This window comes from Pirellulaceae bacterium (genome assembly GCA_019636385.1).
Classification (GTDB): domain Bacteria; phylum Planctomycetota; class Planctomycetia; order Pirellulales; family Pirellulaceae; genus Aureliella.
Map to the genome: position 1 here is coordinate 48,632 of JAHBXT010000008.1, position 24,681 is coordinate 73,312.

General features: G+C 55.9%; 16 protein-coding genes and 1 tRNA gene. 12 read left to right on the plus strand and 5 right to left on the minus strand.

Translation table 11 applies throughout. The features are described 5' to 3' along the window. The first annotated feature begins 276 nt into the window (after positions 1 to 276). From KF752_20810 to KF752_20820, 3 genes are read left to right on the plus strand one after another with little or no spacing between them, the layout of a single operon-like run. A complete protein-coding gene (locus KF752_20810; GenBank protein MBX3424006.1) occupies positions 277 to 3,459 on the plus strand; it encodes a PSD1 domain-containing protein in 3,183 nt (1,060 codons plus the stop codon). Then, entirely contained in the window at positions 3,449 to 4,957 is a 1,509-nt protein-coding gene (locus KF752_20815) for a DUF1501 domain-containing protein (protein MBX3424007.1), read from the plus strand. The genes KF752_20810 and KF752_20815 overlap by 11 nt, the downstream gene beginning before the upstream one ends. Before the next feature lie 59 nt (positions 4,958 to 5,016). Then, positions 5,017 to 5,910 (plus strand): cation transporter, encoded by an 894-nt coding sequence (locus KF752_20820; protein MBX3424008.1) that lies wholly within the window; start codon positions 5,017 to 5,019, stop codon positions 5,908 to 5,910. Between the two features lie 243 nt (positions 5,911 to 6,153). Here KF752_20820 and KF752_20825 read toward each other — a convergent pair. Next, positions 6,154 to 6,242, minus strand: a tRNA-Ser gene (locus KF752_20825). Positions 6,243 to 6,701: 459 nt separating this feature from the next. Between KF752_20825 and KF752_20830 the strand changes: the two genes are divergently transcribed. The 9 genes from KF752_20830 (at position 6,702) to KF752_20870 (ending at position 18,422) form a co-directional block, all read left to right on the plus strand. Next, positions 6,702 to 7,886, plus strand: coding sequence for a hypothetical protein (locus tag KF752_20830; protein ID MBX3424009.1), 1,185 nt, complete (start codon positions 6,702 to 6,704; stop codon positions 7,884 to 7,886). A 64-nt stretch (positions 7,887 to 7,950) separates the two neighbouring features. Then, a complete protein-coding gene (locus KF752_20835) occupies positions 7,951 to 9,897 on the plus strand; it encodes a trypsin-like peptidase domain-containing protein (protein ID MBX3424010.1) in 1,947 nt (648 codons plus the stop codon). Beyond that, a complete protein-coding gene (locus tag KF752_20840) occupies positions 9,894 to 10,997 on the plus strand; it encodes a trypsin-like peptidase domain-containing protein (protein MBX3424011.1) in 1,104 nt (367 codons plus the stop codon). Before KF752_20835 ends, KF752_20840 begins: the two co-directional genes overlap by 4 nt. Further along, positions 10,994 to 12,982, plus strand: coding sequence for a PDZ domain-containing protein (locus tag KF752_20845; GenBank protein ID MBX3424012.1), 1,989 nt, complete (start codon positions 10,994 to 10,996; stop codon positions 12,980 to 12,982). The genes KF752_20840 and KF752_20845 overlap by 4 nt, the downstream gene beginning before the upstream one ends. Before the next feature lie 19 nt (positions 12,983 to 13,001). Continuing rightward, positions 13,002 to 13,379, plus strand: coding sequence for a hypothetical protein (locus KF752_20850; protein ID MBX3424013.1), 378 nt, complete (start codon positions 13,002 to 13,004; stop codon positions 13,377 to 13,379). Between the two features lie 584 nt (positions 13,380 to 13,963). Next, positions 13,964 to 15,031, plus strand: coding sequence for a BON domain-containing protein (locus KF752_20855; GenBank protein MBX3424014.1), 1,068 nt, complete (start codon positions 13,964 to 13,966; stop codon positions 15,029 to 15,031). Between the two features lie 496 nt (positions 15,032 to 15,527). After that, positions 15,528 to 16,070, plus strand: a complete 543-nt coding sequence (locus KF752_20860; GenBank protein MBX3424015.1) for a hypothetical protein — start codon at positions 15,528 to 15,530, stop codon at positions 16,068 to 16,070. A 272-nt stretch (positions 16,071 to 16,342) separates the two neighbouring features. Continuing rightward, positions 16,343 to 17,152 carry an SDR family oxidoreductase gene (locus KF752_20865; GenBank protein MBX3424016.1) on the plus strand — a complete coding sequence of 270 codons (810 nt, stop codon included), beginning with the start codon at positions 16,343 to 16,345 and terminating at the stop codon, positions 17,150 to 17,152. 136 nt (positions 17,153 to 17,288) lie between these two features. Beyond that, positions 17,289 to 18,422, plus strand: a complete 1,134-nt coding sequence (locus KF752_20870; protein MBX3424017.1) for a hypothetical protein — start codon at positions 17,289 to 17,291, stop codon at positions 18,420 to 18,422. Positions 18,423 to 18,592: 170 nt separating this feature from the next. On the opposite strand, the gene KF752_20875 is transcribed toward KF752_20870, so the two are convergent. The 4 genes from KF752_20875 to KF752_20890 form a co-directional block, all read right to left on the minus strand. Next, positions 18,593 to 21,037: a hypothetical protein gene (locus tag KF752_20875; protein MBX3424018.1), complete on the minus strand. Its 2,445-nt coding sequence runs from the start codon at positions 21,035 to 21,037 to the stop codon at positions 18,593 to 18,595. Continuing rightward, the gene (locus KF752_20880; protein MBX3424019.1) at positions 21,034 to 21,849 is read right to left on the minus strand and encodes a hypothetical protein; all 816 of its coding nucleotides are present in this window, start codon (positions 21,847 to 21,849) and stop codon (positions 21,034 to 21,036) included. Before KF752_20880 ends, KF752_20875 begins: the two co-directional genes overlap by 4 nt. After that, positions 21,849 to 23,648 (minus strand): cyclic nucleotide-binding domain-containing protein, encoded by a 1,800-nt coding sequence (locus KF752_20885; GenBank protein MBX3424020.1) that lies wholly within the window; start codon positions 23,646 to 23,648, stop codon positions 21,849 to 21,851. Before KF752_20885 ends, KF752_20880 begins: the two co-directional genes overlap by 1 nt. A gap of 68 nt (positions 23,649 to 23,716) precedes the next feature. Next, positions 23,717 to 24,640 carry a hypothetical protein gene (locus KF752_20890; GenBank protein MBX3424021.1) on the minus strand — a complete coding sequence of 308 codons (924 nt, stop codon included), beginning with the start codon at positions 24,638 to 24,640 and terminating at the stop codon, positions 23,717 to 23,719. Positions 24,641 to 24,681: the final 41 nt, after the last annotated feature.

Sequence of the window (24,681 nt, forward strand, 5' to 3'; positions counted from 1 at the left end):
TCGCGTTCCTACGAAACGCCTTGAAACCGGGCGTCGTGTGTCCTACCAATATTGCGTCCCTAGCGGGAGAACCCGCGTCGGGGTGCCAAGCGTTACGAACCAAAACGGTTTACACATATATCGTCAGGCGAGTCTGAGGGCGGGTCGCCAGCCGATTTCTCCCTGAACGGCCAACTCACTGTATAGCCATTCGACTCCAGCCACCCTAGCCCGCTTGCAGTCGATATAATGAGAGGACTAGATTGAAAGCCTCTCCCCTCTGACCCCAAACATGTTATGGCATTTCGCGAAAGCTCCCTGGCTGTTGCACTCTGGTTGCTTTCGCGAGCCATCGCCTGGGGCGAGGATGCTGCTAGCCTTGAATTCTTCGAATCTCGCATCCGTCCGATTCTGATCCAAAATTGCTATGCCTGCCATAATTCAACTGAGGCTCGCGAGTCTGGACTGGCGGTTGACTTCCGCGAGGGACTGCTGAGCGGTGGCGATTCTGGGCCAGCCGTTGTGCCTGGAAGACCCGATGAAAGTCGATTGTTGGCGGCCATTGAGCATCGTTCGGGCGACTTGAAGATGCCGCCCAACGGCCTGCAACTCAGCCCAGAAATTCTGGCCGATTTCCGCAGTTGGATTTCCGCAGGGGCGATCGACCCGCGCGAACAGCCACCGTCCATTGACCCAAATGCTCAAATGGACGATTGGTCTAACATTCTTCAATCTCGCAAGTCATGGTGGAGCTTTCAACCAATCAGCCATGCACCACCTCCTCTTCCAGATTCCGGACTACAACCCATCGACCAGTTTATCGCTCAGAAATTGCAGTTGCTCAGCGTGCCTGCCAACCCACGTGCAGCCAACCACTCTCTGATCCGCCGACTGTATTGGAATTTGATCGGTCTACCACCCAACCTTCAAGAGTTCCATCGCTGGAATGAGGCGCTGGCAAGCGATGTGGCCATGATCGAAAAACTGGTTGATAGCCTGTTGGATGATCCGCGATTTGGCGAGCGGTGGGCGCGGCATTGGATGGATTGGATACGCTATTGCGAGTCGCACGGCAGCGAAGGTGATCCGCCAATTGCCAATGCTTGGCGGTACCGCGATTACTTGATACGATCGCTGAACGAGTCAATTCCACTGGATCAAATGATTCGCCAGCACATTGCCGGCGATTTGTTACCCGCCCAATTCCATCCCCAGACGGGGCTGAACCAAGCCTTGATCGCCACCGCTCACTGGCGAATGGTGTTTCATGGATTTGCACCAGTCGACGCTCTGGAAGAACGCGTGCGATTCACAGATGACCAGATCAACGCATTTTCAAAGGCTTTTTTGGGCCTCACCGTGTCGTGCGCCCGGTGTCACGATCATAAGTTTGACCCGATTAGTCAGGCCGACTACTACGCCCTGTTCGGCATCTTGTCCTCATGCCGACCGGGCCGCCTGACCGCCGACTCACCTGAAGCTATCTTCCAGCATCATCAGGCACTTGAAAGTATCAAGCGGCAATTACGCGATGCGCTAGTGCGACGCTGGCAAAGCGTCGTTCCCGAATTGCCTGAACGACTTGATGCTGCGCTGGATGCTGCGCTGGAAAAACCAGACAAACAGCGCACCGACGCTGACAAACGTCTGCGAGCTGCGTGGACTGAACGTCGCAAAGAGACGGTCGAGGCCCAGCACGGAAGCAAGGTGTCGCCTGCCCTTGCTTGGGATTTGAGTCAACCGGCTGAGCTATCGCAGTGGCACTGCGTCGGCTCGGGGGTACAGCAAGATCAACATCGGCAACCAGTTGGCTGCGGAGAGTTTGTCGTATCGCTGGACGGTGATCGCGCTGTGGCAGCCATGCTGAGTGGCGGAGTCTGCTCGCGAACTCTGTCTGACAAAGAGGCGGCTCGATTGAGTTCTCCAGATTTCATCTGCCCACCAGACAGCGTTCTATGGGTGCTGTGCGAAGGCGATGGGGGCGCCGCCATGCGTTATGCGGTCCAGCATTACCCCCGCAACGGCACAGTTTATCCGGTGTATCCCCTCAAACCGGGCCTGCGTTGGATGCAAAGCGACCTCAGTTACTGGGCTGGCGATAGTCTGCATGTTGAACTCACTACCTCCAGTGACGCACCGTTGTTGACGGGAGATCAGTCCCGCAGTTGGTTCCATGTTCAACAGGTTTGTGTGCTACCCACAGGCATTCGACCACCTGAACAGTCCACGCTGATCAAGCGGCTGGCAGCCAACATGGACACGATTGAATCTGCCACTTTGAGTCGCTCGACTTGGCTTGAGCAGATGTCGGCTGCGACAGAGAAGGCCATTCAAGATTGGCAACAAGCCACACTCGCGCCCGAACAAGCTGAGTTGTTAGACTTGTGCCTAGCCTGTGGAGTGTTGCCCAATGACTTGCAAAATGCGGAATGCCTCAGCCTGGTTCAGCAGTATCGCGCCGTCGAGGAGCAGGTGCTAGTTGCCACGCGTGTCCCGTGTCTAGAAGAAGCCGGCGGCCGCGATTTCCCGTTGCTCGTGCGCGGCGACCATCACTCTCCTCAGCGACCAGTGCCCCGACGGTTTCTGGAAGCCATCGATGGTCGTGCATTCGAGACCCAACAAAGTGGTCGCTTGGAACTGGCCGATCGCGTATTGGATGCCGAAAACCCGCTGACGCGGCGCGTGTTGGTCAATCGCGTCTGGCATCATCTGTTTGGTACAGGCATCGTCAGTACTCCTGATAACTTTGGCAGGCTAGGTGATCAGCCATCACACCCAGAGCTGTTGGACTGGCTGGCCAACCGATTGGTTCAGCTCAACTGGTCTCTGAAGCCATTGATCCGCGAGATCGTGTTGTCGGAAACGTGGCAGCGCAGCTCGACCCTATCGGACCACTCACTCGAGGCTGACCCAGACAATCGCTGGCTGGGTCGCGCCACTATTCGGCGTTTTGAGGCCGAGGCGCTCCGCGACGCTCTGTTAGCAGTTTCAGGCACACTTGACACAACAGCATTCGGTCCTCCTGGGCAACCCGATGGATATCGGCGGAGCATCTACCTACCGGTCATGCGCAACGCGCTGGTGCCGCTGCTGCGGACATTTGATTTTCCTGAACCATTTACGACTGTCGGACGTCGTGACCACACCAATGTACCGGCTCAGTCGCTGGCCTTGATGAATGATCCGCTGGTCTCAAAGTTGGCTGAACGTTGGGCAGGATCGGTGATTAGCGCCACCGCGGAGGAACCATCTCGAATTGTTCAAATGTTCGAGAGCAGTCTGGCGCGACCACCTTCGGCAGACGAGACCTCCGCCGCTCAAGAATTTCTGAGGACGACTCGCCAACATCTAGAAGAGAGCCGACAGCCATCAGACAATGAGATTTCTAAAGATCCAGGGCTAACTGAACTCGAACTGCGCTGCTGGACTGAGTTAGCTCGGGCTATGTTCACGCTCAAGGAGTTCATCTATGTTCCGTAGACTCCACTCAAGCTGTGCCAGCGGGCTCTGCGAACCTGGACGCTCCTCATTACACTCTCGTCGTATTTTTTTGGAACGAGGCTCGCTTGGGTTCGGTGCCGCAGCGCTGGCGGCGCTGCTCCACACACCTACAACAGCCGACGACAGCATTAACCCGGGCATCAAGGACATGGCAGTGCCCCAATCAGCAGCGCTGCCGCAACTGCATCATCCGGCTCAGGCCAAGCATGTCATCTTTTGCTACATGTCGGGGGGGGTCTCGCATATCGACTCCTTTGACCCCAAGCCTGAACTGCAGCGCTTGCATGGACAACCGATGCCAGTACCGATTCGTCGCACTCAATTCAATGACAACGGCAAGATCATGGCCAGCCCGTTTCAGTTTCACAGGGCAGGGCAGTCGGGCATCGACATCAGCGAGCTTTTTCCGGAGATTGCCAAAGTCGCCGATGAGTTAGCGGTCGTGCGCTCAATGACGACTCCTGTCAGCGAGCATGCGCAAGGCAATTTTCTAATGCACAGTGGCTTCCCATTCATGGGACACCCTAGTGCCGGTGCCTGGTGCTCATACGGACTGGGGAATTTGAACGAAAATTTTCCAAGCTACGTGGTCCTGCAATCCGGCGGAGCGGTCCCTCCGCATGGTGGAGTTAGCCTGTTCAGCAACGGCTTTTTGCCGGCGCTGCACCAAGGTTCGATTCTCAACGCCGACGCAGCCTCGGCCATCGCCAACATTCGTCCTCTGGATTCCAGCGACTGGCAGCGGCCACGCCTGAAGCTGATGCAGCAATTAGATCAAGGTTTCTTAGCCAGCGTAGGAAGCTCGCCGGAAATTTCTTCCGCGCTGGCCAACTACGAGACCGCTTTTCGCATGCAGACTTCGGTTCCAGAAGTCTGCGACATTTCAGGTGAGACGGCCGAAACACGGGCGCTGTATGGGGTTGATTCCAGCAATCCAACTCAGGCCGGTTATGCTCGTCAATGTCTGCTCGCGCGACGGCTCATTGAACGCGGTATTCGTTTTATCGAACTGAGTTGCCTGAACGAAGGCATCGGCGCGGGCAATGCACCCAATCCTTGGGATCAACATGGCGAACTTGAACGCGGCCACCGGGCGATGGCCCGCCAAGTCGATCAGCCAATTTCGGGCCTGATTCAGGATTTGCGACGCATCGGCAAACTGGATGAGACGCTGATTGTTTGGGCCGGCGAGTTCGGTAGAACGCCATTCTCGCAGGGCGCCAACGGACGCGATCACAATCCAATGGGATTCTCCGTATGGTTGGCCGGCGGGGGTATCCGTGGCGGCAGTATCTTGGGCGCGACCGATGAACTGGGATATTATGCCGTCCAGAACCCTTGCCAAGTCTATGATTTGTGGGCCACAGCCTTGCATCTGCTGGGCATCGACCACACCCGGCTCACCTACCGTTACAGCGGCCGTGATTTTCGCTTGACCGACGTGCATGGCCACGTACTCACCAGCATACTCGCGTGAGGCGATGTCGATCGGCCAAAAGTCACGGCCAGCAGCTCGCCTCGACACCATCAGTGACCATGTACGACAATCCACAATCGCGACCGCTCTATCAACAAGTACAACGCGCCAGTTGGCTGGGATTGTGCGTCAATCTGGGCTTGGGAATAGCCAAATTAACGGGCGGACTCATTGGCAATTCCTTTGCGTTAGTAGCCGATGCAGTCAATTCGTTGGGCGACGCGGTAACCACCGTTATCGTCTTGTACTCGTTGAAGGTGGCTCAGCGTCCTGCCGACCAAGAACATCCCTATGGACATACGCGAGCCGAAGGAGTGGCGGCATTGTCCGTCTCGCTGCTAATCATCATGTCTGCCGCAATGGTCGGCTGGGAGGCCTTACAACGGCTGTCGGTGCAGCACGGTGTGCCGCCGTGGTGGACGCTCTGGATCGCCGGTGCCAATGTGCTGATCAAGGAAGCTCTTTTTCGCTACAAATTAGCCATTGGCAGACGTACCGGATCGATGGCGCTGATCGCCAATGCCTGGGATCACCGCAGCGACGCTCTGTGTGCTCTGGCAGTCTTGGTCGGCTTGTCCGCCATCCGTCTGGGTGGGCCGAACTGGATGTGGGCGGATGAAACAGCCGCGCTGGTAGTGGTGATGCTCATCCTGGTGGCCGCAACCAGTTTATATTTGAGAAGCGCCAGTGAACTCATGGATGTGCAGGCCGATCCATGGCTGATAGATTCAGTGCGTCAGGCCGCACAAGCAACCTCCGGGGTGTTGGCCATCGAAAAGTTATGGATCCGTAAGTCAGGCATCGAATACTTTGTCGACATTCACATTCAGGTTGCTCCAACGCTCAGCGTCGATGCAGGCCATCACATTGGGCACACCGTCAAGAGCCGACTGCTAGATGGCTTTCCGGCAATCCGAGGCGTGCTGGTGCACCTCGAGCCATTTCATGCCTGAATGCTCCCGAACAAAGGTTAGCTCTCAGTCCAGCTTGTTCTCGATGACGACTTTAGTATCACTGGCTGCGGCGATTTGCGGAGCGGCTTGTCCAAGTCAGTCCGCTGGAATAGACGACAGCCGCTCACCGGATTCCGGTGCAGCCGCCGAAGATCTTGGCCGCAAAGCGCTGCAGCCAGTGAGCAAGAACTGCCAAATTTCCAGAGAAAACGGCAGGTTGCGACCAAGCGCAACGATTTAAAGCGGAGAGGACAGGATTCGAACCTGCGGACCGGTTTGACCCGGTCGGTTCATTAGCAATGAACTGCTTTCGACCACTCAGCCACCTCTCCGAATTCCGGTTGCTACCTTACAGAGCTCTCCCAATTCTACAAAGAGCACTCTGAACAGTTTTCCTAAAACAGTTTTCTCTGAACAGGCCACGCTGATTTCCAAGCCGGAATCGCCGACTGGTTACCATGTGGACTGCCGCTGCACCGAACTGTAGCCAACTGGATGGGAATGCACGGGCGGTGCGCTACACCGGTTGGCTGGAAGCCTATTATCTAAGCAGATTAACGAAAATCCGCAACCTGTCTTGGCCGGTTTTTTCTACAAATGCGATTGGTCAACGGCTGGCCCAACACGCTTCTCAGGGCAGATTCACCAGCCTGCAATCGTAACAATTTTTCCGTGTGTGCCTGCGTGCGTGGTAGGCCACACTGTGGTGACATCTATAATTAGGAATCTGCAATCACTCGCTTGGTTCGTCTCATGGACGTATATTGATCCAATTACTGGAAGGAATTTGAATGCTGCTCAGCAAGGTTGGGTTGCTCCTCACGTGCCTATTGGCGTCGCAGCCAACCACGATCGAATATTTCCCAGCCCAAGCGACGACACCCTCCACCGCTCAACTGGTGTCGTTGGGCTCGCGGCAAATCGAATTAACTGTAGGCGGCCAGTCACGACAAATAGCGTTGACAAGTCTGCGCAGCTTGCGATTTCCCGGGCACCGCGTCGAACAGAGTCCGTCGTCGTCGATCGTCATTCGACTGTTGGATGGTAGCCGCATTGCTCCACGTGCCGTCGTTAGTAGCGAGGCGAATCTGGACCTTGACCTGGGGCCAGAGACAAAAGTCACGCTTTCGATGCGTCAATTGGCCTCTGTCCAATTTCAGGCGCTCAGCCCGGCCCAGCAAAATCAATGGGATGCGATCATGGATTCGCGGATCAGCGGAGACACGTTAGTCTTGATTCGCTCGCCCGAGTCGCTGGACAAGATCGAAGGTTCAGTTGGGCAAATAGGGCCCGAGACAATTGAATTTGACTTTGCTGGTCAGAAGATAGCAGCACCACGTGCGAAACTGGCTGGGCTGCGACTGTTGAATCCAGCGATAGCCGCCGCAACAACCAGTGGTGTCGTCCGCGACGTTTGGGGAAATGTATGGAATGCTGCCAGCTTGGAATGTGGGGCTGGTAGCGATACCGTTACTCTTGCTTTAACTGGCGGTGCCACTGTCAACCTACCATTGCACAGCCTGCTGGAAATCGACTTTTCGGTTGGCAGCCTAAAGTACATCGCAGACCTGTCGCCGTTGGCTCACGAGCGACTGGCGGGCATGGAACTCAAGCTGCCAATCGTAGGCGGTGAGCAGTTGTTTGGCGCTCAGACTGTGCAGTTGCCCAAAGGCAATGGTCCAAGTCTGTGCTTTATTGGCAGCGGAACGGTTACCTATCGCGTGCCCAAGGACTATTGTCGATTGGAAGGTTCGGTCTATTTGGCACCTACGGGCAACCGCTTCACCGCCTGCAAGGCTCAAGTCAAAATGGAAAATGAAGTGTTGTGGGAGCAATTGTTGGAACAACCCAGGCAGAGGGTGGAATTGAACTTGGACGTTCAACCGGACACGCGCATCCAACTGAGCGTCATCCCCCAAGTCCAATTCCCGGTTGGCGACGTGGTAGTGTGGGAAGAAATACGTTTGCTGAAGTAACGGCTAACCGTTTCATCCCGTTCTTGCAAGTCTGTGCCTCGCAAATGAATGTTGACCTGTTGCCATGAATGGCCGCTTATCGAAGATTGAATGTGTGGGCCGCCTGTTCGGCTGGTTCTTGGCTGTCATGCCGCTGGCTGCCCCGTGCCAAGTTGCCTCAGCCGACCAGGCGACGGCATCGGTACCTGACCAAGTGCTGGTGGCGCAGGCTAGTCGCATTCAGATTATGCAGCGAGCGGCTGCAGCCACCGTGTCAGTTTTTGGGCTGGACGGCGGGGGTGGCGGCAGTGGAGTGCTAATCAGCCCGGACGGATTTGCTCTGACAAATTATCACGTGTCCAGCGCTTGCGGCGATCACATGCGCTGCGGACTTAGCGACGGGCGGATGTATGACGCGGTGATCGTGGGCGTAGACGCGGTGGGCGATCTCTCGCTGATACAACTGCTTGGGCGCGACGATTTTCCGACTGCGCCCCTGGGCGATAGCGACCGAGTGCAAGTGGGCCATTGGTGTTTTTCCGCTGGCAACCCTTTCGGATTGGCTTCCAACCTCCAGCCTTCGATCAGCTTGGGAATGATCAGCGGTACGGGGCGCTACCAATACCCGGCAGGCACAATCCTGGAATATGCCGATTGCATTCAGACCGATGCTGCCGTCAACCCTGGAAATTCAGGTGGTCCTCTGTTCAATCTGGCGGGTGAAATCATTGGCATCAACGGACGCTGCTCCTTCGAGAAGCGCGGACGCATCAATGTCGGTGTGGGATACGCGATCAGCATCAACCAGATCCGTACTTTTCTGAATTTGCTACACAGCGGACGTCTGCTGGATCACGCAACATTGGGCGCGACGGTGTCCTCGGACGATTCCGGCCGGGTGTTGGTTAGCAATATACTCAGTAGCAGCGACGCCTATCGGCGCGGCATGCGCTACGGAGATGAAGTCCTGCGACTGGCCGATCGCGAGGTCACCAGCGCCAATGTCTTCAAAAACATTCTGGGAACGCTGCCCAGAGAACTGCGTGTGCCGGTCGAAATTCGCCGCGCAGGACAAAACCAAACGTTGTTGGTACGACTGGCCGGCGTGCACTCAACAACCCAGTTGATTGAAATCGTGCGCATGGGATTGGACGGCGGACCACCTAGACCAGACAAGAAACCTCACCCGGAAAAACCAAAGCGCGGCGAGCCAGACAAGCATGATTCCGATGCGTCCGAGAGTCACGATTCGGCAGCCGATGAAAATGAGCCTGACAGCGAATCCAGCAGCGCTGAGCTGGCACAACTTGCACCAAACAGAAAATTAGTTCAATCCATGCTGGAACTCAGACCAGGCTTTTCCAACTACTTCTACAATCGACGTCTACGGCAACAAGTATGGTCCGAAGTGCAATCCCTGGGCGATTTTTCCGCGTCTGGCATATGGAAGATTTCTGGACGTCTAGCGGGTGAGTCTACACCCGTCGAATTAGAAATAGGTGCCGATGGCGCGGCCATTGAGTTGGGTAGCCGTCGCAGCGAATTAAGTGGTACCTTATCCGACGCAATCGCTGCGCGTAAGCAGGGCGGATTATTGGTGGCGATGCGAGCCCTGCGAGAATTGCTACTGCTCGGTCCAGAAAAGATTGGCGACTCTGTATACCTTGGTAGACTGCCAGTCTATCAAACTCAATCGCTACGTTTGGCCGAACAACCGTGGCACCATGCTATAGAAACGGGCTGGTACGACGTTCGCGTTCGCTATCATTGGGATTCGGGCAATCAGGCGATTTCACTAATTGAGGTTTATGGCGACGAAGGCGTCGATCCTGCTGAAGTCTATCTGGATCGGTACGGACCGGTGGGCGATTCGCCGAGCCATCGTTTTCCCAGCCGAATTCGACTGCAATACGGCGCGGAAATCGCATTGGCCATCGAAATAGTTCAAACAGACATCGGCTTAAAGTCTCCTGCCGACTCGGCCAGTACCGATGCAGAGGCGGCGCAACCCGCCGAGGAGTCATCACCATGAGTGGAGTCGGGTTCCGTGCAGTTCCACCATCTAGCAACGGTGGCTACTTGATCCATGATGGTTTCGGCAAGTTGTATCTTGTCGCACGTGCAGTTAAAGATTTAACGTGGTCGATTTTTCTAGGCGTGTGTCTGTGCTCGCGATGCGGACTAGCCCAAGTGGCCGAACTGGGCTCGGTGCATCAGACATCGCTGACCAGCGAACTGAAAACGGTCAAATTATATGGTGCGGGCCGAGCGGCATTGGATGCGTATCAAAGCGGATTCTTCTTCTCGGCAGAGGGGCACATCGCTACGGTATGGAGCACAGTACTGGATGTAGCCGACGTTATCGCTGTGACTAGCGACGGTCGAAGAATGCAGGCTCAGGTATTGGGTATTGATCCCAATCTTGAAATTGCTGTGTTAAAGGCCGATCAACCGCCACCAGCCTACTTTTCATTCGACGACGCGGCCGATGCGCTGCCAGGGCAGCGGGTCTTGGCCTTTAGCAATCTGTTCGGGATTGCTGCCGGCAGCGAACGCTTAAGCGTTCAAAAAGGAGTTGTCATGACGGTGACCCCCTTGCGGGCGCGGCGTGGCAATTTTCAATCGGTGTATCAGGGTCCAGCGCTAATCGTGGATGCGATGACCAACAACCCCGGTGCCGCCGGCGGCGCGCTAACCAACCTGCAGGGACAACTGTTGGGCATCTTGGGCAAAGAGTTACGCGATACTAGCGCCAATATTTGGATCAACTACGCGATACCCGTCAGCCAATTCAAGGCATCGGCAATCAGTCTAGTCGAGGGCAAGTCGATTGCCCGTGTTCAGGCGACTCGACGTCCAGCCGATCGGCCAACCAGTCTGTCGCTACTGGGTATTGGATTGATTCCCAATGTACTCAACAAAACGCCGGCGTACGTGGACTTGGTGCAACCCAGCTCGCGAGCCGCAGCAGCCGGTCTGCAGCCCGATGACCTGATTCTGTTCGTCAATTCCCGTCGAGTGCCTGCGCAAGCGTTGTTGTTCGAGGAGTTGGGCTTTATCGATCAGGGTGATTCCGTTTCGCTGATGATTCAGCGCGGCAGTGAACTCAAGGAGCTGGTGATTCGTCCATGAGTAACGTCCACAAGCAGATGCCACTGAACCGCTTGGTGCTATATGCCGTGCTGTGGGGCTGGCCCTGGACCGGATATGCTGCGACCGCGTTTGCGCAGACAACCGACGATAGCGTGATACTGCAGGCTGAACAGCAAGCGCTCCGCCAGGCCGCTGACAGCGCATCGAAGTACGTGGTGCAGATCGAAACGTTTGGCGGCCTTGATAGAATTGAGGAGCAATCTGTCGCCGAAGGTCCAACCACAGGCACTATCGTGGGTTCAGACGGCTGGGTCATCACCTCGCTGCATGCCTTGCGGCAACAACCAGCATCCATTCTGGTGGCTTTAGGCGATGGCCAGCGCGTGGCAGCCAGAGTCGTCGCCCGCGACTTTTCGCGCGAGTTGGCTCTGCTGAAGCTGGAAACCGCAGCTGTACTGCCCGCAGCTCCCGCCAGCGACCTAGGGCAGTTGCGGGTAGGGCAGTGGTGCATTGCCATCGGCAAAACGTACGACCCTCAATCCATAACTCAGTCGCACGGCATCATCAGCGCATTGGGAAGAGCATACGGACGCGCCGTTCAGACCGATGCTAAAGTTTCACCAATCAACTACGGAGGTCCGCTGGTCGACCTCCACGGGCAGGTGATTGGAATACTAGCTCCAATTGCAGCCAGTGAAATGCTGGAGGGCGACGGATCCGTTCTGTATGATTCGGGAATCGGATTCGCCATACCACTAACAGACGTTTTGCAACGGCTGCCCACCATGCAAGCTGGCGAAGACATTCATCCCGGTCGTTTGGGAATTGTCGCACGCTCGCAGAATGACCTGGAAGGTCCTGTCAGATTGTCGGGTTCAGCGCCCGGATCGCCGGCGGCTCGGGCCGGAGTCTTGCGCGGCGACGTGGTCATCCAGGCCCAGGGGATGGCCGTCCAGCGATTGGCCGATTTGCGACAGGCACTAGCCCAGACAGACGCCGGTCAGCAGTTCGAACTGGGCGTATTGCGAGACGGCAAACGCGTAACACTCAACTGCCAGCTTGTGGCGGAAATCCCGACCTATCGTCGGCGTTATTTGGGACTGCGAGTAGAAGCAGCCAGTGATGGATTGAAAGTAACGTCGGTTGCCAAAGGCTCTCCAGCAGAGCGCGCCGGACTGCGTGCCGACCAACTCTTGACGGACTGCAACGCACAGCCGCTACGAAGCGCAAGTGATTTGGCCCAATTACTGGCCGTGTCCGAACTGGGAATCCCACTAACATTGTCGGTTCGCCCAGCGGACAGCCCAGCCTCGAAAAGCGTTACTATTGAACCTCAAAGCTGGCCGGCGCAATTGCCTGAGCAAGATTGGCCAGTTATCGTCTACTCCGGTGCAGATGGGCAGCTAGACGAGAATGCGAAGGCACAAATAACCGAATTAAAACTAGCTGACATCCCCAACCAGATCGCGGCGATCATTCCTCCGGCTGTGGGCATGCGACCGCTGGGGTGTCTAATCCTCTTTGGTCAACCTGGCGAGACTGACTCAGAACGGCTCAAGAGCCAATGGGAAGAGTTCGCCAAGAACTATGGCTGGATCGTCGTTGCTCCGGCAGCGGCGGATCCGCAGGCTTGGTCGCGCGACGAAATCGAGTTGGCCGCGCGGCTACTGGCGAGGCTGGAGCAAGAGTATGTTTTAGACTCAAGACGTACGGTGATTGGGGGGATTGGTGTTGGTGGGCAGTTGGCGATCATGGCTGGCATGATGCACAGCCAGCGAGTGGCCGGAGTCTTTACACTGGGTACCGCGCTGCGGTCATTCGCACCTAGACAGCCCGGGGCACCGTTGCAAACCATGGATTTCTTGTTTGTGTCTGACAAACCTCTGGATCCGCTGGTCGAACGGCTGAATCGGCTCGGCTACGTGACTCATGCTGTGGTCGCTCCCGACATCGACACCAGCAAGTGGAATACGGTTCCGTTCGCCACACTAGCGCGCTGGCTGGAATCGCTCGGTCAGCTCTAACTCTCTGCAAACGACCTCCATGCCCTCGTCACGAAAACATACCCCAACCGCCGAGCAGCAATGGCAGCGCGCGTTGCTAGCTGGAATAACTGTATTGTTGGCTGCAGTCGGAGTCGCTGTCCATTTTGTGCCATCACTGGACGCTGGCAGTGTACGATTCATCGCGGGTACCACTTGGAAGGTGGCCGTGGTACTGGGCATCGCCTGGTTGGCGGCTCCTCAACTGGAGCGGTATGGCTGGGAACGCCTTCGCGGAACAATGCTAGCGGCTGTGGTGATAGTGATCATCTTGTATTCAATTCGCCCCCGGCTAGGCGCCCTGGCCGCCATCCTGGTTGTGTGTGGATCATTGTTAGTAGCATTGCTTGGTTGGATACGCCGATTCGTGCGGCCTTAAGTCAATTATTTTGAATTGCCACACCCAGTGTTTGAATTGCCACACTCTGGGCGTCGGCCGCCAGGGCGCCCGCAAACTTTACCGATGTTGCCTGACTGTTGTGTAAGAAAGCTGCGACCTGAGAGGTCTATCTGATTTTTCTGGCTAGACCGTCAAAATTGTAAAAAACGTTACCTGATTCCAGGATCGCTTGCCGAAACTTAACCCCGGATAGACTTCTCAACAGTTCCGGTGAAATGGTGTCTGTTTGGAAGTCGCGACCGTGCACAAAGGGGGGCAATCTTTTGATGCGCGTCGGCACATTCTGCGAAAACTGATCGCAGCGGAAGCGCGTGAGACCATGCGCTGCCGGGGGCCGATAGGCTAGGGCGGTTGAACCCTCAACGCGCACGGTCGACGTGACTAGGACTTATCTCAAGCAATAGCGACGTGGCGACACATAGCGTGCGTCTGCCTGAGGACCATTTATTCCCGCAAATACGATGCCGCCTGGCACTGGTCGACGTGAGTCCTAGACCAGTTCTGCCTTGGCAGTTGACTCGATTGTGGATACTCGAAAGCAAAGATCTTAGGAGGGGTTTCCGATGCGACGATTTCTCTGTGGCGCGTTGATGGCGTCGATTACGGCTGCGGCGCCGGCCTGGGCGCTGGGCGGAGACCGTGAGATCGCTCAAGCTGTATTGTCCGAGCTGGAACATTTCAAGCAAGCCGGGCAGCTGAAAGGATTTGACGTCAATATCCAGGTAGACCAAGGCGTAGTCTACTTATCCGGCGAAGTTGCCAATCACAAGCAGCGAACGTTGATTACGGCCGCTGCGGCCAACGCTGTGGGCGTCAATAACGTGGTCAATGATATTTTCATGCGTACGACACCTGCCACACCAACCTCTCAGGCGGTAGGTGCTGATCGTTCAAACGACCGAGTAGCTCCGGCTTCGACCAGTCCTACACGTGAAGACATTGCAGTAACCGATCTAATCTACGACAAGCTCGCATGGGCCAAGTCGGCAGGTAAGCTACGTGGATTTGAACTGGATATCAGTACGATCCATGGTGATGTTTGGCTGCGAGGCAGCGTTGCCACTGAGGCCCAGAAGACACTGGTATTGGATGTCGCTCGGCATACGCCTGGCGTGTCGCGAGTTATTGATGAAATCTCCATTAGCGGCGCAAACCGTGTGCAACCCGCTTCGGCTGACACACCTCAGTACCCGATGAGCGCTGGGGCTCCGCAACCTGTCCCGCCGTCTCCGGTACCGACCAGTCAGCGCCCCATACCTCAAGCTGCCAGCATGCCGGTCATGGGACATCCTATGCCTACAGCACCTCAACCGTTTGCTCCTAGCGGCCTGGCAAGTCATATGGTGCGAGGCGGAGCGGTTGTCAACAATCCGGCTCCCATGCAGTACGGCGGTGCTGAAATTGGTATGGGCGCTCCGCGCTACGATCAACCGAACCTGCCCAATTATGCCTGGCCTAGTTACGCGGCCTACCCCAACTATGCTGCGGTCACCTATCCGAAGCAGTACAGCCCCTCGGCGTGGCCCTACATTGGACCGTTTTATCCCTATCCACAAGTTCCGTTGGGTTGGCGCAAGGTATGCCTGCAATGGGATGATGGCCTGTGGTATTTGGACTTCACTAGCAAGTAACGAATCAGCCGTTTTGATTCGTGAGTCCGTAAGCATGTGACAAGCCTGTAACAGCCTCGAAAAAATCGCGTGACCCGTCCCGCTGACCCGGCAGACACCCAGTATTCTGCCGGGTCAAGTCATTTGCAGACGGCCAGAATTGGTTGGTTGATCTCGACGACCGGGCTAGGACTCGATGGCGGTCGCGTCTGCATTGGCAGTTGTGCCTGCCGGACGAACGCATCTATCAGGCATTGAATGACCGACGAGACAATGCAAGCAATATCCGGCAGCCACCGCCCAATACCGGATTAGCTCAGCAAAATCTGAAAAACCCGCAAGTTTTGCGCACTTTAACAACGATATAGCAATTAGATCGGAGCCAGCAGCCGATTTCGTATCTACTTTCGCATGAACCAACTGTGCATGTAGTAGAGCGGAATGTGTATTTGCCGGGTGGGCCACGGGCTGCTGCCAAACCTTCGACAAGCACTGAATGGACACGAGGGATCGTTCGATGACGCGATCATACCAGTTTTCCTTGACAATCATTGTGTTAACAGCCTGCGCGCTTACATGTAGCGGCTGCGTTGGAATCCCGCTGTTAGTGAGTCCCCACACACAGGATCAGCAAGAGCTGGATTTTCACAATCACAAGCGCTATCAGCGTGTTCCGATTCTCGGTCCGACAACAGCCGGAGGCACCCCGGTAGCGCTGGATCCGCCCAGCGATGACGAAGTGATGCAGGCACTCGAACGCGCTCGACCGGTTCGCGGCGGCATTCCGCTGCTGCACGAACGACAGCGTAATCGAGTGCGCATTGTCAAAGAGAAGATCGCCGACTACACCGATCCTCCACGATTTATTCCGTTGATCGGCATGGCCAGTCTGCATCATGCGCATTACAAGTGCACGATCTACTTTAGCGAGCGGATCATTAATGGTTGGCCAGTACCTTACACACTGGAGAACGATGAAGCTGTGGAGGTTGTGTATATCGACCACAACCACTTCCACATGTGCGGCAATCCCGAACTGGGCACCACTCCAATGCCCTAAGGCGAACTCGATCGCCCGTTCGCGGGGCCTAAGAAATTCGATTGAACGCTGAATGTCTCACCCGGCATATCAGTGCCCAAAGAACCGCTGATGCCCCGGCCTCAGCGGTTTTTTTGTTTTGTAATCGTGACTTGCGTCACTAAGTATCGTTGTGAATGTCCCCTTCGTTTTCAGAGACGTTCACCCACGAATCTCGCATGGTGCACTACAATCAAGACCAGTGAATGGGACGAATCGACTTCAACGACGCCAACACTTCGAGTCAACCTAACATGCCATACGCCGTCGTGACCGGTAGCTCCTCTGGTATCGGACTAGCCACCGCTGAACTACTTGTAAGTCGCGGGTATCAGGTAGTCATTCACGGTCATCGGAAGTTGTCAGCCCTGCAGTCGGTGGTGCAAGAATTGAGGTCGAGGTCCAACCGCGAAAGCTCCTGCAAAAATCCGAATGCAGTGCGGTGCATCGTTGCCGACCTCACCTGCCCAAGTTCATGCCGCCAATTGGTAGATGCATGCTTTCATTGGCTACCGCGCATCGACCTGTGGGTAAACAATGCTGGTGCAGACGTTTTGACCGAGCCACACCTGACTGACAATTTTGAAACCAAGCTGCAGAAGCTCTGGGCCGTTGATGTCGCTGGCACGATTCGTCTCAGCCGCTTGGTGGCCTCACGAATGATGCAGTTGTCCAGCAGCGCTGTCGCGCCAAGCATTGTCAATGTAGGCTGGGATCAGGCCAACCTGGGCATGGAAGGAGACGCTGGACAGTTATTCTGCCCAATAAAGTCGGCTGTGATGGCCTTTACGTCGGCATTTGCCCTGTCGGTCTCCCCACATATTCGTGTGAACTGCGTCGCTCCGGGTTGGATTCAGACCCAATGGGGTCGCCAACAGGCTGATGACTATTGGGTCCAGCGCGCAGTTCATGAAGCTCTGGCACAGCGTTGGGGGCAGCCCTCCGATGTCGCAGAAGCGATTTGCTGGCTTGCCAGCTCCCCTGCGCAGTTTATTTCTGGGCAAACCATTCCCATCAACGGTGGCCGCCGTTTTTATTGGCCGCCCTCCAACGACCGCACTTAGGTGAGCATTCAATGTGAATATTCCCTTAGCTACTAATAGGCGGTTTATCAGCCTGGTAAATACTTGACTTCAAACGCAGCATTTTGCTATAGCAAAGTCGTTAGCAGGGGGTTCCTTTTGCAAGCGATATGCCTGGATGCATCACCATCTCATGCGCGAGCTGCCGAAGTGTGGTCGCAGGGTACCATGCCGACTGTGGATGCTGAGTCTGCTGGCGTTTAGTTCGCTGATTGGCTGCCGATCGACGGCACCCATCCATGTCTGGCGGCCTGGCAAGGTTTCCGCACAACCCCACGCCAGAATCGCGCTCGCACCGGTCGTGGCGTCACCAGAACTGGCCGCCGCGATCGAAGCTGTCATGCTAACGCAGCGCACTACCGCACGCAGTGACTTGGCTGTCCTAACAACCCAACAATTGCTCGATGCTTCGCCAGTCCGCTTGGCATCTACAATGCCGTTGAGCAATGACCTGACGGCGCTAACAGCTGCGCGCGCTGCCGGAGCCGACATCCTGCTACACGGCGAAGTTTGCTCGTGTAACATCGACCTGACAGGCGATGTTGCCAAGCCGGAAGAATCTAGCCCCAATATGAACCAAGTTTTCTTCCAGCGCCTGGGGATTCAGTTGCAGCCAGACGCCGGCTTTCACATCCTGATGTCTTGGAATGTGTTGGATGTTTCCAGTGGAAAATCTCTGGCCTCACAACAATTCAGACTCGACTCGCGTCAAGCTACCGAGTTGTATCCTGATCTCAACGCACTTGCCGGCCAGCCTGCCAATCAGTTGCTGACCGCTGCTGCGCGCGAGTCGTGGAAGTCGATTGTGCCATCGGTCCAAAAAGACTGGGTACGATTGTCGTCCCCCTGGATACAACCGGCGGCTTGGCGAGTACAGCGCGGCAATCGCGCTGCACAACTGGGACAATGGGAGATGGCAGAGTATCACTGGCGCAAGGGGACCAACTGGTGGCTGCCGACGCCGGCTGCGCATCATAACCTGGCAATTGCCATGGCCGCGCGCGAGGATTTCCCGGCAGCCAAACTCGAGCTGCGGAAAGCGCGTGGACCACTGAGTTGGCGGTTGCCAGCGGAAACAATGATTTGGTTAGATTACAACCAACGGATGTATCACCGGGCTCATCAACTTGAAAATCCACCCGAAGGCTGGGTCTATCCAGCGCCAGAGGATCTACCAAGTACGGCACCATCTGTCCCGCTCATCGATGAACGCAAGCTGCCTTGGTTCAGTCTTGGACCCTATCGACCGTAGCAGCGATCTCGCCGTATGCCATCCAGACGGTGGCGAGCCTGCGCGTGAGCCGAACCCATCGCGGTCGAAGTTCTAAAGTTTACTACCGAACATGTTGACGGGAGGTCTTGGAACACTAGGACGTCCCCACTGGTCCCACACTTCTAAGCCCTGGACAAAGATACCGGAACCTAATCAGGCAACTGATTCGGCCCGATGTGATAGTCGTGACACTGTGTACAGCCTTGTGGCGCTCCACCTTGACGGTGGCAAGCCGTACACTGCGACTTTTCCATAGCCCGAAAGTCGCTCTGGAAATGTTGCTGTGTGGCGACCTGATGAAAGTGCAGTGCAGTTGCATCGTTGGCCTGAAGTAGTTTAACAATCGCTGTATAACCTTCCGCAGCCGCTTCATTGAGTCGATGGCAATGGCGGCAGTCGGCCGTGCCGGACAGCATCAAGTGTGGCCGGTGGTCGAACCGCGTGAGACGCTTGGCTGGCTGGCTCGATAGCCCCTTCCATACCATAGGCGAGCTAACCAGGTTATGCTGCTGGGCAGGTAAGTGGCACTGTCTGCACTCTGCCATCACGCCTGTTAACATTCCTGCGGCCACTGTCCGTAACAATGTCGTGCCCACTGCGGTGCCATCTGCAATAGTTTCTTTGCGCTCCGCACCAGCGACCAGTGCCGCGTACTGCAACCAAGCGGCAATCACCGGATCACCGTGCCCGCTAGCCATATAACGTAAGGCAAACAGTTGAGAATCCAAATACCAACCTCCGGCGAACAGGTGCTTCGCACCGATCAGCTTGGGCACTTTGGTTGACTTCGTATCACTGCCTTCTCCGGGTACAGCGATTGCCGGCTCTTGCGAGGTTTCAGGTGACGGGGCGTTTGGCGGGACGCCTTGCTGCCGCGAGCGCTCATTCAGCGGTTGGCTAAGCAATTCATGTACAGATTCTGTAGTATCCGAGCCCGCGTCCAGGATATCTGTTGGCGCTTGCTGGCTCGATTTACCCGACTGCTGCTGGTACTTGAGACCTTGCGTCGAAGAACCTCGCAATAAATCCTCTGGGGACTCGTTGTCCTCAGCGTCCTCCAGCAACAACAAATCTTGGAGCCCCACCAGCCGCACTGGTACCTGCGACTGTTGGATACTGGCCAACGATGAGTGATCACCGAACCAATGCGAATCTACGTGCCGAAATAGGTCTGGAGGCAGTCCAACGACCATCGCTTCTACAAGACTGTTCTCCGAAACGCTGAGTTGTCGCCCCAGGACTTCGGTGGCGGTCACCACGAGTCGGCGCTGCCAAGCGGATTGACCTTCCACTGCGGTTTCTAATAGCAATCGGCGCAGGCCAGCCGCAATCGTCCGCATCGCAGCAACTTGGTTGGGATTTGATGGCGTGGCTTGACTCAAATCGCCGTGGGGAAAGGTTGCCAAGGCTGACGCAACTTGCGGATCACTAGCTAACAGCGCCCACAGCGGAAAGCTGATCACACCGTCGTAGCCATATTGTGCGCCTTGGGGCCACTTTGCCAGTTGAGGGTCGCCAGACTGGACATCAGAGCGGTGCAAGCTGGGCAGTTGTAGAATCGCCCAGCCGTCGGCTGCAGCGGCGCGCAAGGGTTGGTCGTGACAACTGGCGCAGGCCGCCTGAAACGAGACCGTTCGAGTCACATCGACACCACCTCCTAAGTTAACCTGATGACATATCTTGCAATCGTATGTAGTGTTCTTCTGTGCGAAGTATTTTTCAAAATGGGCTCGATGATCAAAAGCGATACGTCGCTCGCGTTGCTGCGGGAATTGAGTAAATTCCGGATGATCGGCGCTGAAGCTGGTAAACCGCTGTTGATGGCATGACTGGCAGCGAACATCCGTGATTGCCTTTAAGTCGTGACCGCTCCCCTGATGTTCCGTATGACACTGGGCGCAACGTGTAGTCTCAACTTTAGATAGGTGATTCAATGGGCTGGATGTCGCCGCCACATTCACATCTATTGGATTCAAGTTTAAGGATCGTGCTGCAACCAGCTTTACCAAGACCTCTGGCGGCAAGTCGTGTGGATTTCCATCGACTGCCGCAGGCATCGTCGCCGCGTGGCATTTCATGCACAGTTGCTCATGCGTCACAGTGGTCGTAAACAACTGCGTAGGTGGATGGCACAAGCTGCATCGTTCGTTTGCCAGAGTGTTTTCCAAAATCTGTGCGTGCGGCGTAGACAAACCGCCAGGCACGAATGGCGCCTCGCTAACCGGCAAGGCCATCCAGACCAGCAACACGCCGCTAGCCAAGATCGCCAGATTTAGTGCCAACGAATTTCGACGATACCAGACGTTTTTGATCGGCAGGCATGGTTGATAATCTTGGCGGTCCTCCTCGCAACCAGAATGCTTGAGTTGGCTGACAGGACACTGGCTGGCTCCGGTGCAACTGGTGGCGCATGCTTTGTCGCCACACTGTACAACCCATTGCTGTTGGCAGCACTGACCCGAAGCTGTCGGTCCTAGTGCACACGATGTCCCAAGTCCACTGAGCCCACATTGATATGGCGCGGCAGGATTGGGACGCGGTCGATTCACCCCCGCCCAGTCGTGTTGATGTGGATTGGGAGTTGGCTGATTCATAGCATGACTCCCGAAAATCGCCATACAAGAACGACGTGAACCGCGATCAAGATCACCAGCGTCCAAGTGAGCGAAAAGTGAGTTGCGTACAGCAGCCGCAATCTCAACTGCAGCGCTTGGTGGTAGTCGAGATCATCCTTGGACTGAACAAGCAGCGACAATTTACGACGAAGTCTTAAGCCTTCACGGGCCAAGTAGCGATCCAAATCCTCAAGTTCACGCAACAGTTGCCTCCGCAGCAGCCCGGTCGGTATCAGACGGTAAAGCCAGCCGCGCGGAGTGTGAAAATATGTAACGAGACGACGTTGATAATACTCAGACAAAGTAGCGCCTTCGCCAACACGCGTTGAGCTGAGCGCGAGTTGATGCGCATCCTGAGCGACGGCCAATTGCAATCCGGGAATCTGTTCCAGTGCGTAGTCGCGTTGAATGGCCGCTAACCGCTGCGGAGTTCGACGGTTCATAACTGCCAACACCATGCCACTGGCGGCTACAAATGCGAAGCAAGCCGCCAAGCACATTTCGAAAGTGCCACCCGTAGGCCAGCCCATGTGCATCAAAAAGACTACGCTGGCCAGTGTTCCTGCGTACATGTGCCACTGCAACCAGGCGGACACGGGCCCCAGTCGCAGCGCAATCCATTGTTTGCGAACTGACAACAGATATAGGCTTGCCGTCGCCAACAACAGCACGATCCCAGAGAATGTGGATTCATCACCCAATCGTCCAGCAGTCCATCTCAGCCCCAGCACTGTCAGGACAACAGCGGCCAGCGTAATGGTCAGCGAGCGAATTCGGCGCGAGCTGTGCATCAAGCAGCCCTCCGCTGCAGATGCTGGCTGAGCTGCTGTATATCCGACAGATTGATGCGTACCAGGGCGTCATGCGGACAGGCGGTTTGACATGTAGCCTGACCGGGACCATCAGCGCAGAGATCGCACTTGGAGGCTTGCACAATCGGTTGACCGGTGGCTTGATCGACTCTGGCTCTGCCGCGATGATCTTTAGAAACCACCATGCGTATGTTGCCATAGGGGCAACTCTCAGCGCAACTCTTGCAACCGATGCATGAAGCTGCACTAATTTTTGCCAATCCGGTTTGCATGTCGCGATGGATGGCCCCGGTGGGGCAGCCAATCATGCACACCGGATCTTCGCAATGCATACAGGCTTGGGCAAACATCCAACGACCATACTGTGGGCCTTGACGAACGAATACAGGAGTTCCACCGTGTGTTGTCGCACAAGCCCTGACACAGTCATCGCAACGTGTGCAGCGCGTCATGTCGATCATCATTGCCTGACGACCATTCATGAGGCGCTGCTCGACTAGAAACTCTAATAATCCTGTCTCGATTGCAAAATGATTGCTCGCCAGTGGAGCGTCCAGGACGGGCTGTCCATACTCGTAGCGCGGCGACTCGATAGGCGGCAACCGACTCTCTTTGCGGATGTACGGTAGAACGTGATCCACCACGACCTGCCTGGGAATACACAGCAAGTCGACATAGCCAATCGCTCGAAGCGACTCTTGATAGGGCAGGGGAGGGCAATGGGCGGCGTAGCAGGCGTTGTGCGTCAGTTCAGCCAGCCCAAACATCTGGCCCTTACCAAGATACGAGAGCGTGCGATGGCCGGCTCCTTGTCGGCGACTGAGCCGTGCGAAGCCACTGCGTACAATCCACAACGCACCAGCGTATTGCCCTTCCTCGGCAACCAGCGGCTCGGCAGCAATGCGCTGGCTGGCGACTTGCGTTGCTTGGCGACGATATTTGGCATACCACTCCAACTCGCCGAACTGCTCCAATCGCGTCGCAGCGACGATTTGATCTAGATTCTTGTCAGGAACAAAGCGAAAGAGCGGACTTTCACGCAGATGCGACTTGAGAACCTCCGCACGATAACGCTCGTCCAGCAGTTGTCGAAACGCAGGATCTTGCCGCAACAACTTCAAGCCCTGCCAGCGAATTTCCAATACGAGGCATTTATTCTCGGCGATCGCAGTGAACTCGCGAGGCGTGCGAGTCACTGCGGCCATTTCTCCAAACAGTTCCCCAGGCCCAACTGCTGCCGTCTGGTGGGATGACAGCACGCCAGGAATGTCTTGCAGATAGATACGACTTGTCCCACGCGTCTGGCGCAACGCCAGCCGAACGGGCTGTTCCTGGCGTCCACCTGTGCTGGAATTTCGCGGTTGTGAACGAGTTCTCTTTTGTGCACGTCTATCCTGGCGCCCGGCCACAGCTAGCCGGGAGAAGCCTAGCCATCCCAGCCCCCCAGACCGTTTCTGTCGAAATTGACGGCGACGCTGCAATTCTTCGTCAGTTAGCAATCTAGTCAGTAGAACACGCACCTGTCCGTCCAACACAAGATAGGCTGAACCGCCGTATTGCCCCTCACGAAATACCATGTCGCCTGGCTCAAGTTGCAGTAAACGACAATCATTCCGCAGAATATCAGCTAGCGGTGCCTGCTCGGAAAACCTGCTCGCATCCATCTGCGAGAACGGCGACAGCCGCATCAACCAAGCGACCTGCGTCGCGTCCATACTTTCATCCAGAGGATGATCCCAACGTTGAGGTCGGCTGGTATGGACGGTAGTTGTCGACATGCTTGTACTGAATCCATTCCATCTCAATTTAGTTGGACATCACCATGAATTGGCTGACCTAAAGCTGACTACTGCGATGTCGGCAACACGGGAAGCGGCACTGATGAGGACTGCGGATTCGAGGTGGGCTCGGGCGATGGTTGCTGCTGATGGCTGGCTTGTTGTACCACTTCCTTGGAGGGCGACTTTTCAAAAATGCGATTGGAAAGATACTTCTCTAAATTGTCGCTGGGCTTAAGCTCCGGCGTCGTTGGACTCGCCAGTACGCGTGAACCGGCAAATTCCGTCCCACTGCGTATTGAGCCACGTTGAAACGGTCCAGCTCCTAGTATCCACGTCGCTTTGGAATCGCTATTGGACTGAGCCACCCCACTTTGCCAAAACGCCTCACGGGTATCTCGGTAGTAGGCAAAAACTGCGATCCTGGCCGCGCCCATGCGATCTTCCTTGCGCGCAAACGAAATCTCTGGAATGGGCGGCAACAGTGGAGTACCCGCAACGGCGGACGAGGCGGTAGCAATGCTGTTGCTAGCAGGGATGCCGTAGGTCACATCATGACCGTCGATCCCCAAGGCACCAATTCTCGGTTCGGCAATGATTTCGGCTTCATCTCGGTTCTCCACCAGCAGAACGCCAGCGGCAAACATCTGTTGGCGCAATGAACTGAGAACGTAGTTCGAGTCAATTGCCAGCGGCTGAGCCACAGGCGAGACTGTGGTAATCGGCTTATTAACGAATGCTGAGTCTAAGTAAACCTTTCGATGTGCAAGTTCGCTGAAATCGAGCTTAGAAATGGTTGCATCTACCGCATTGCTCATCAGCAATTGCTCGGTGGCGGTATTCTGCTTGGTAGCCCCGCAGCCCAAGCACAAACACAGCCATGCCCCACCCACCAACCGCAATACAGCCAACGCTCGTGGTGCGCCATAACGCAGAATGCGCAGACTGGGCCACGGGCCGCTAGAATCCTGAATGGACTGTGAGTTAATCATAGCCCTTGGCTAATACAGGATCACCTACCAGCAGGACAAGA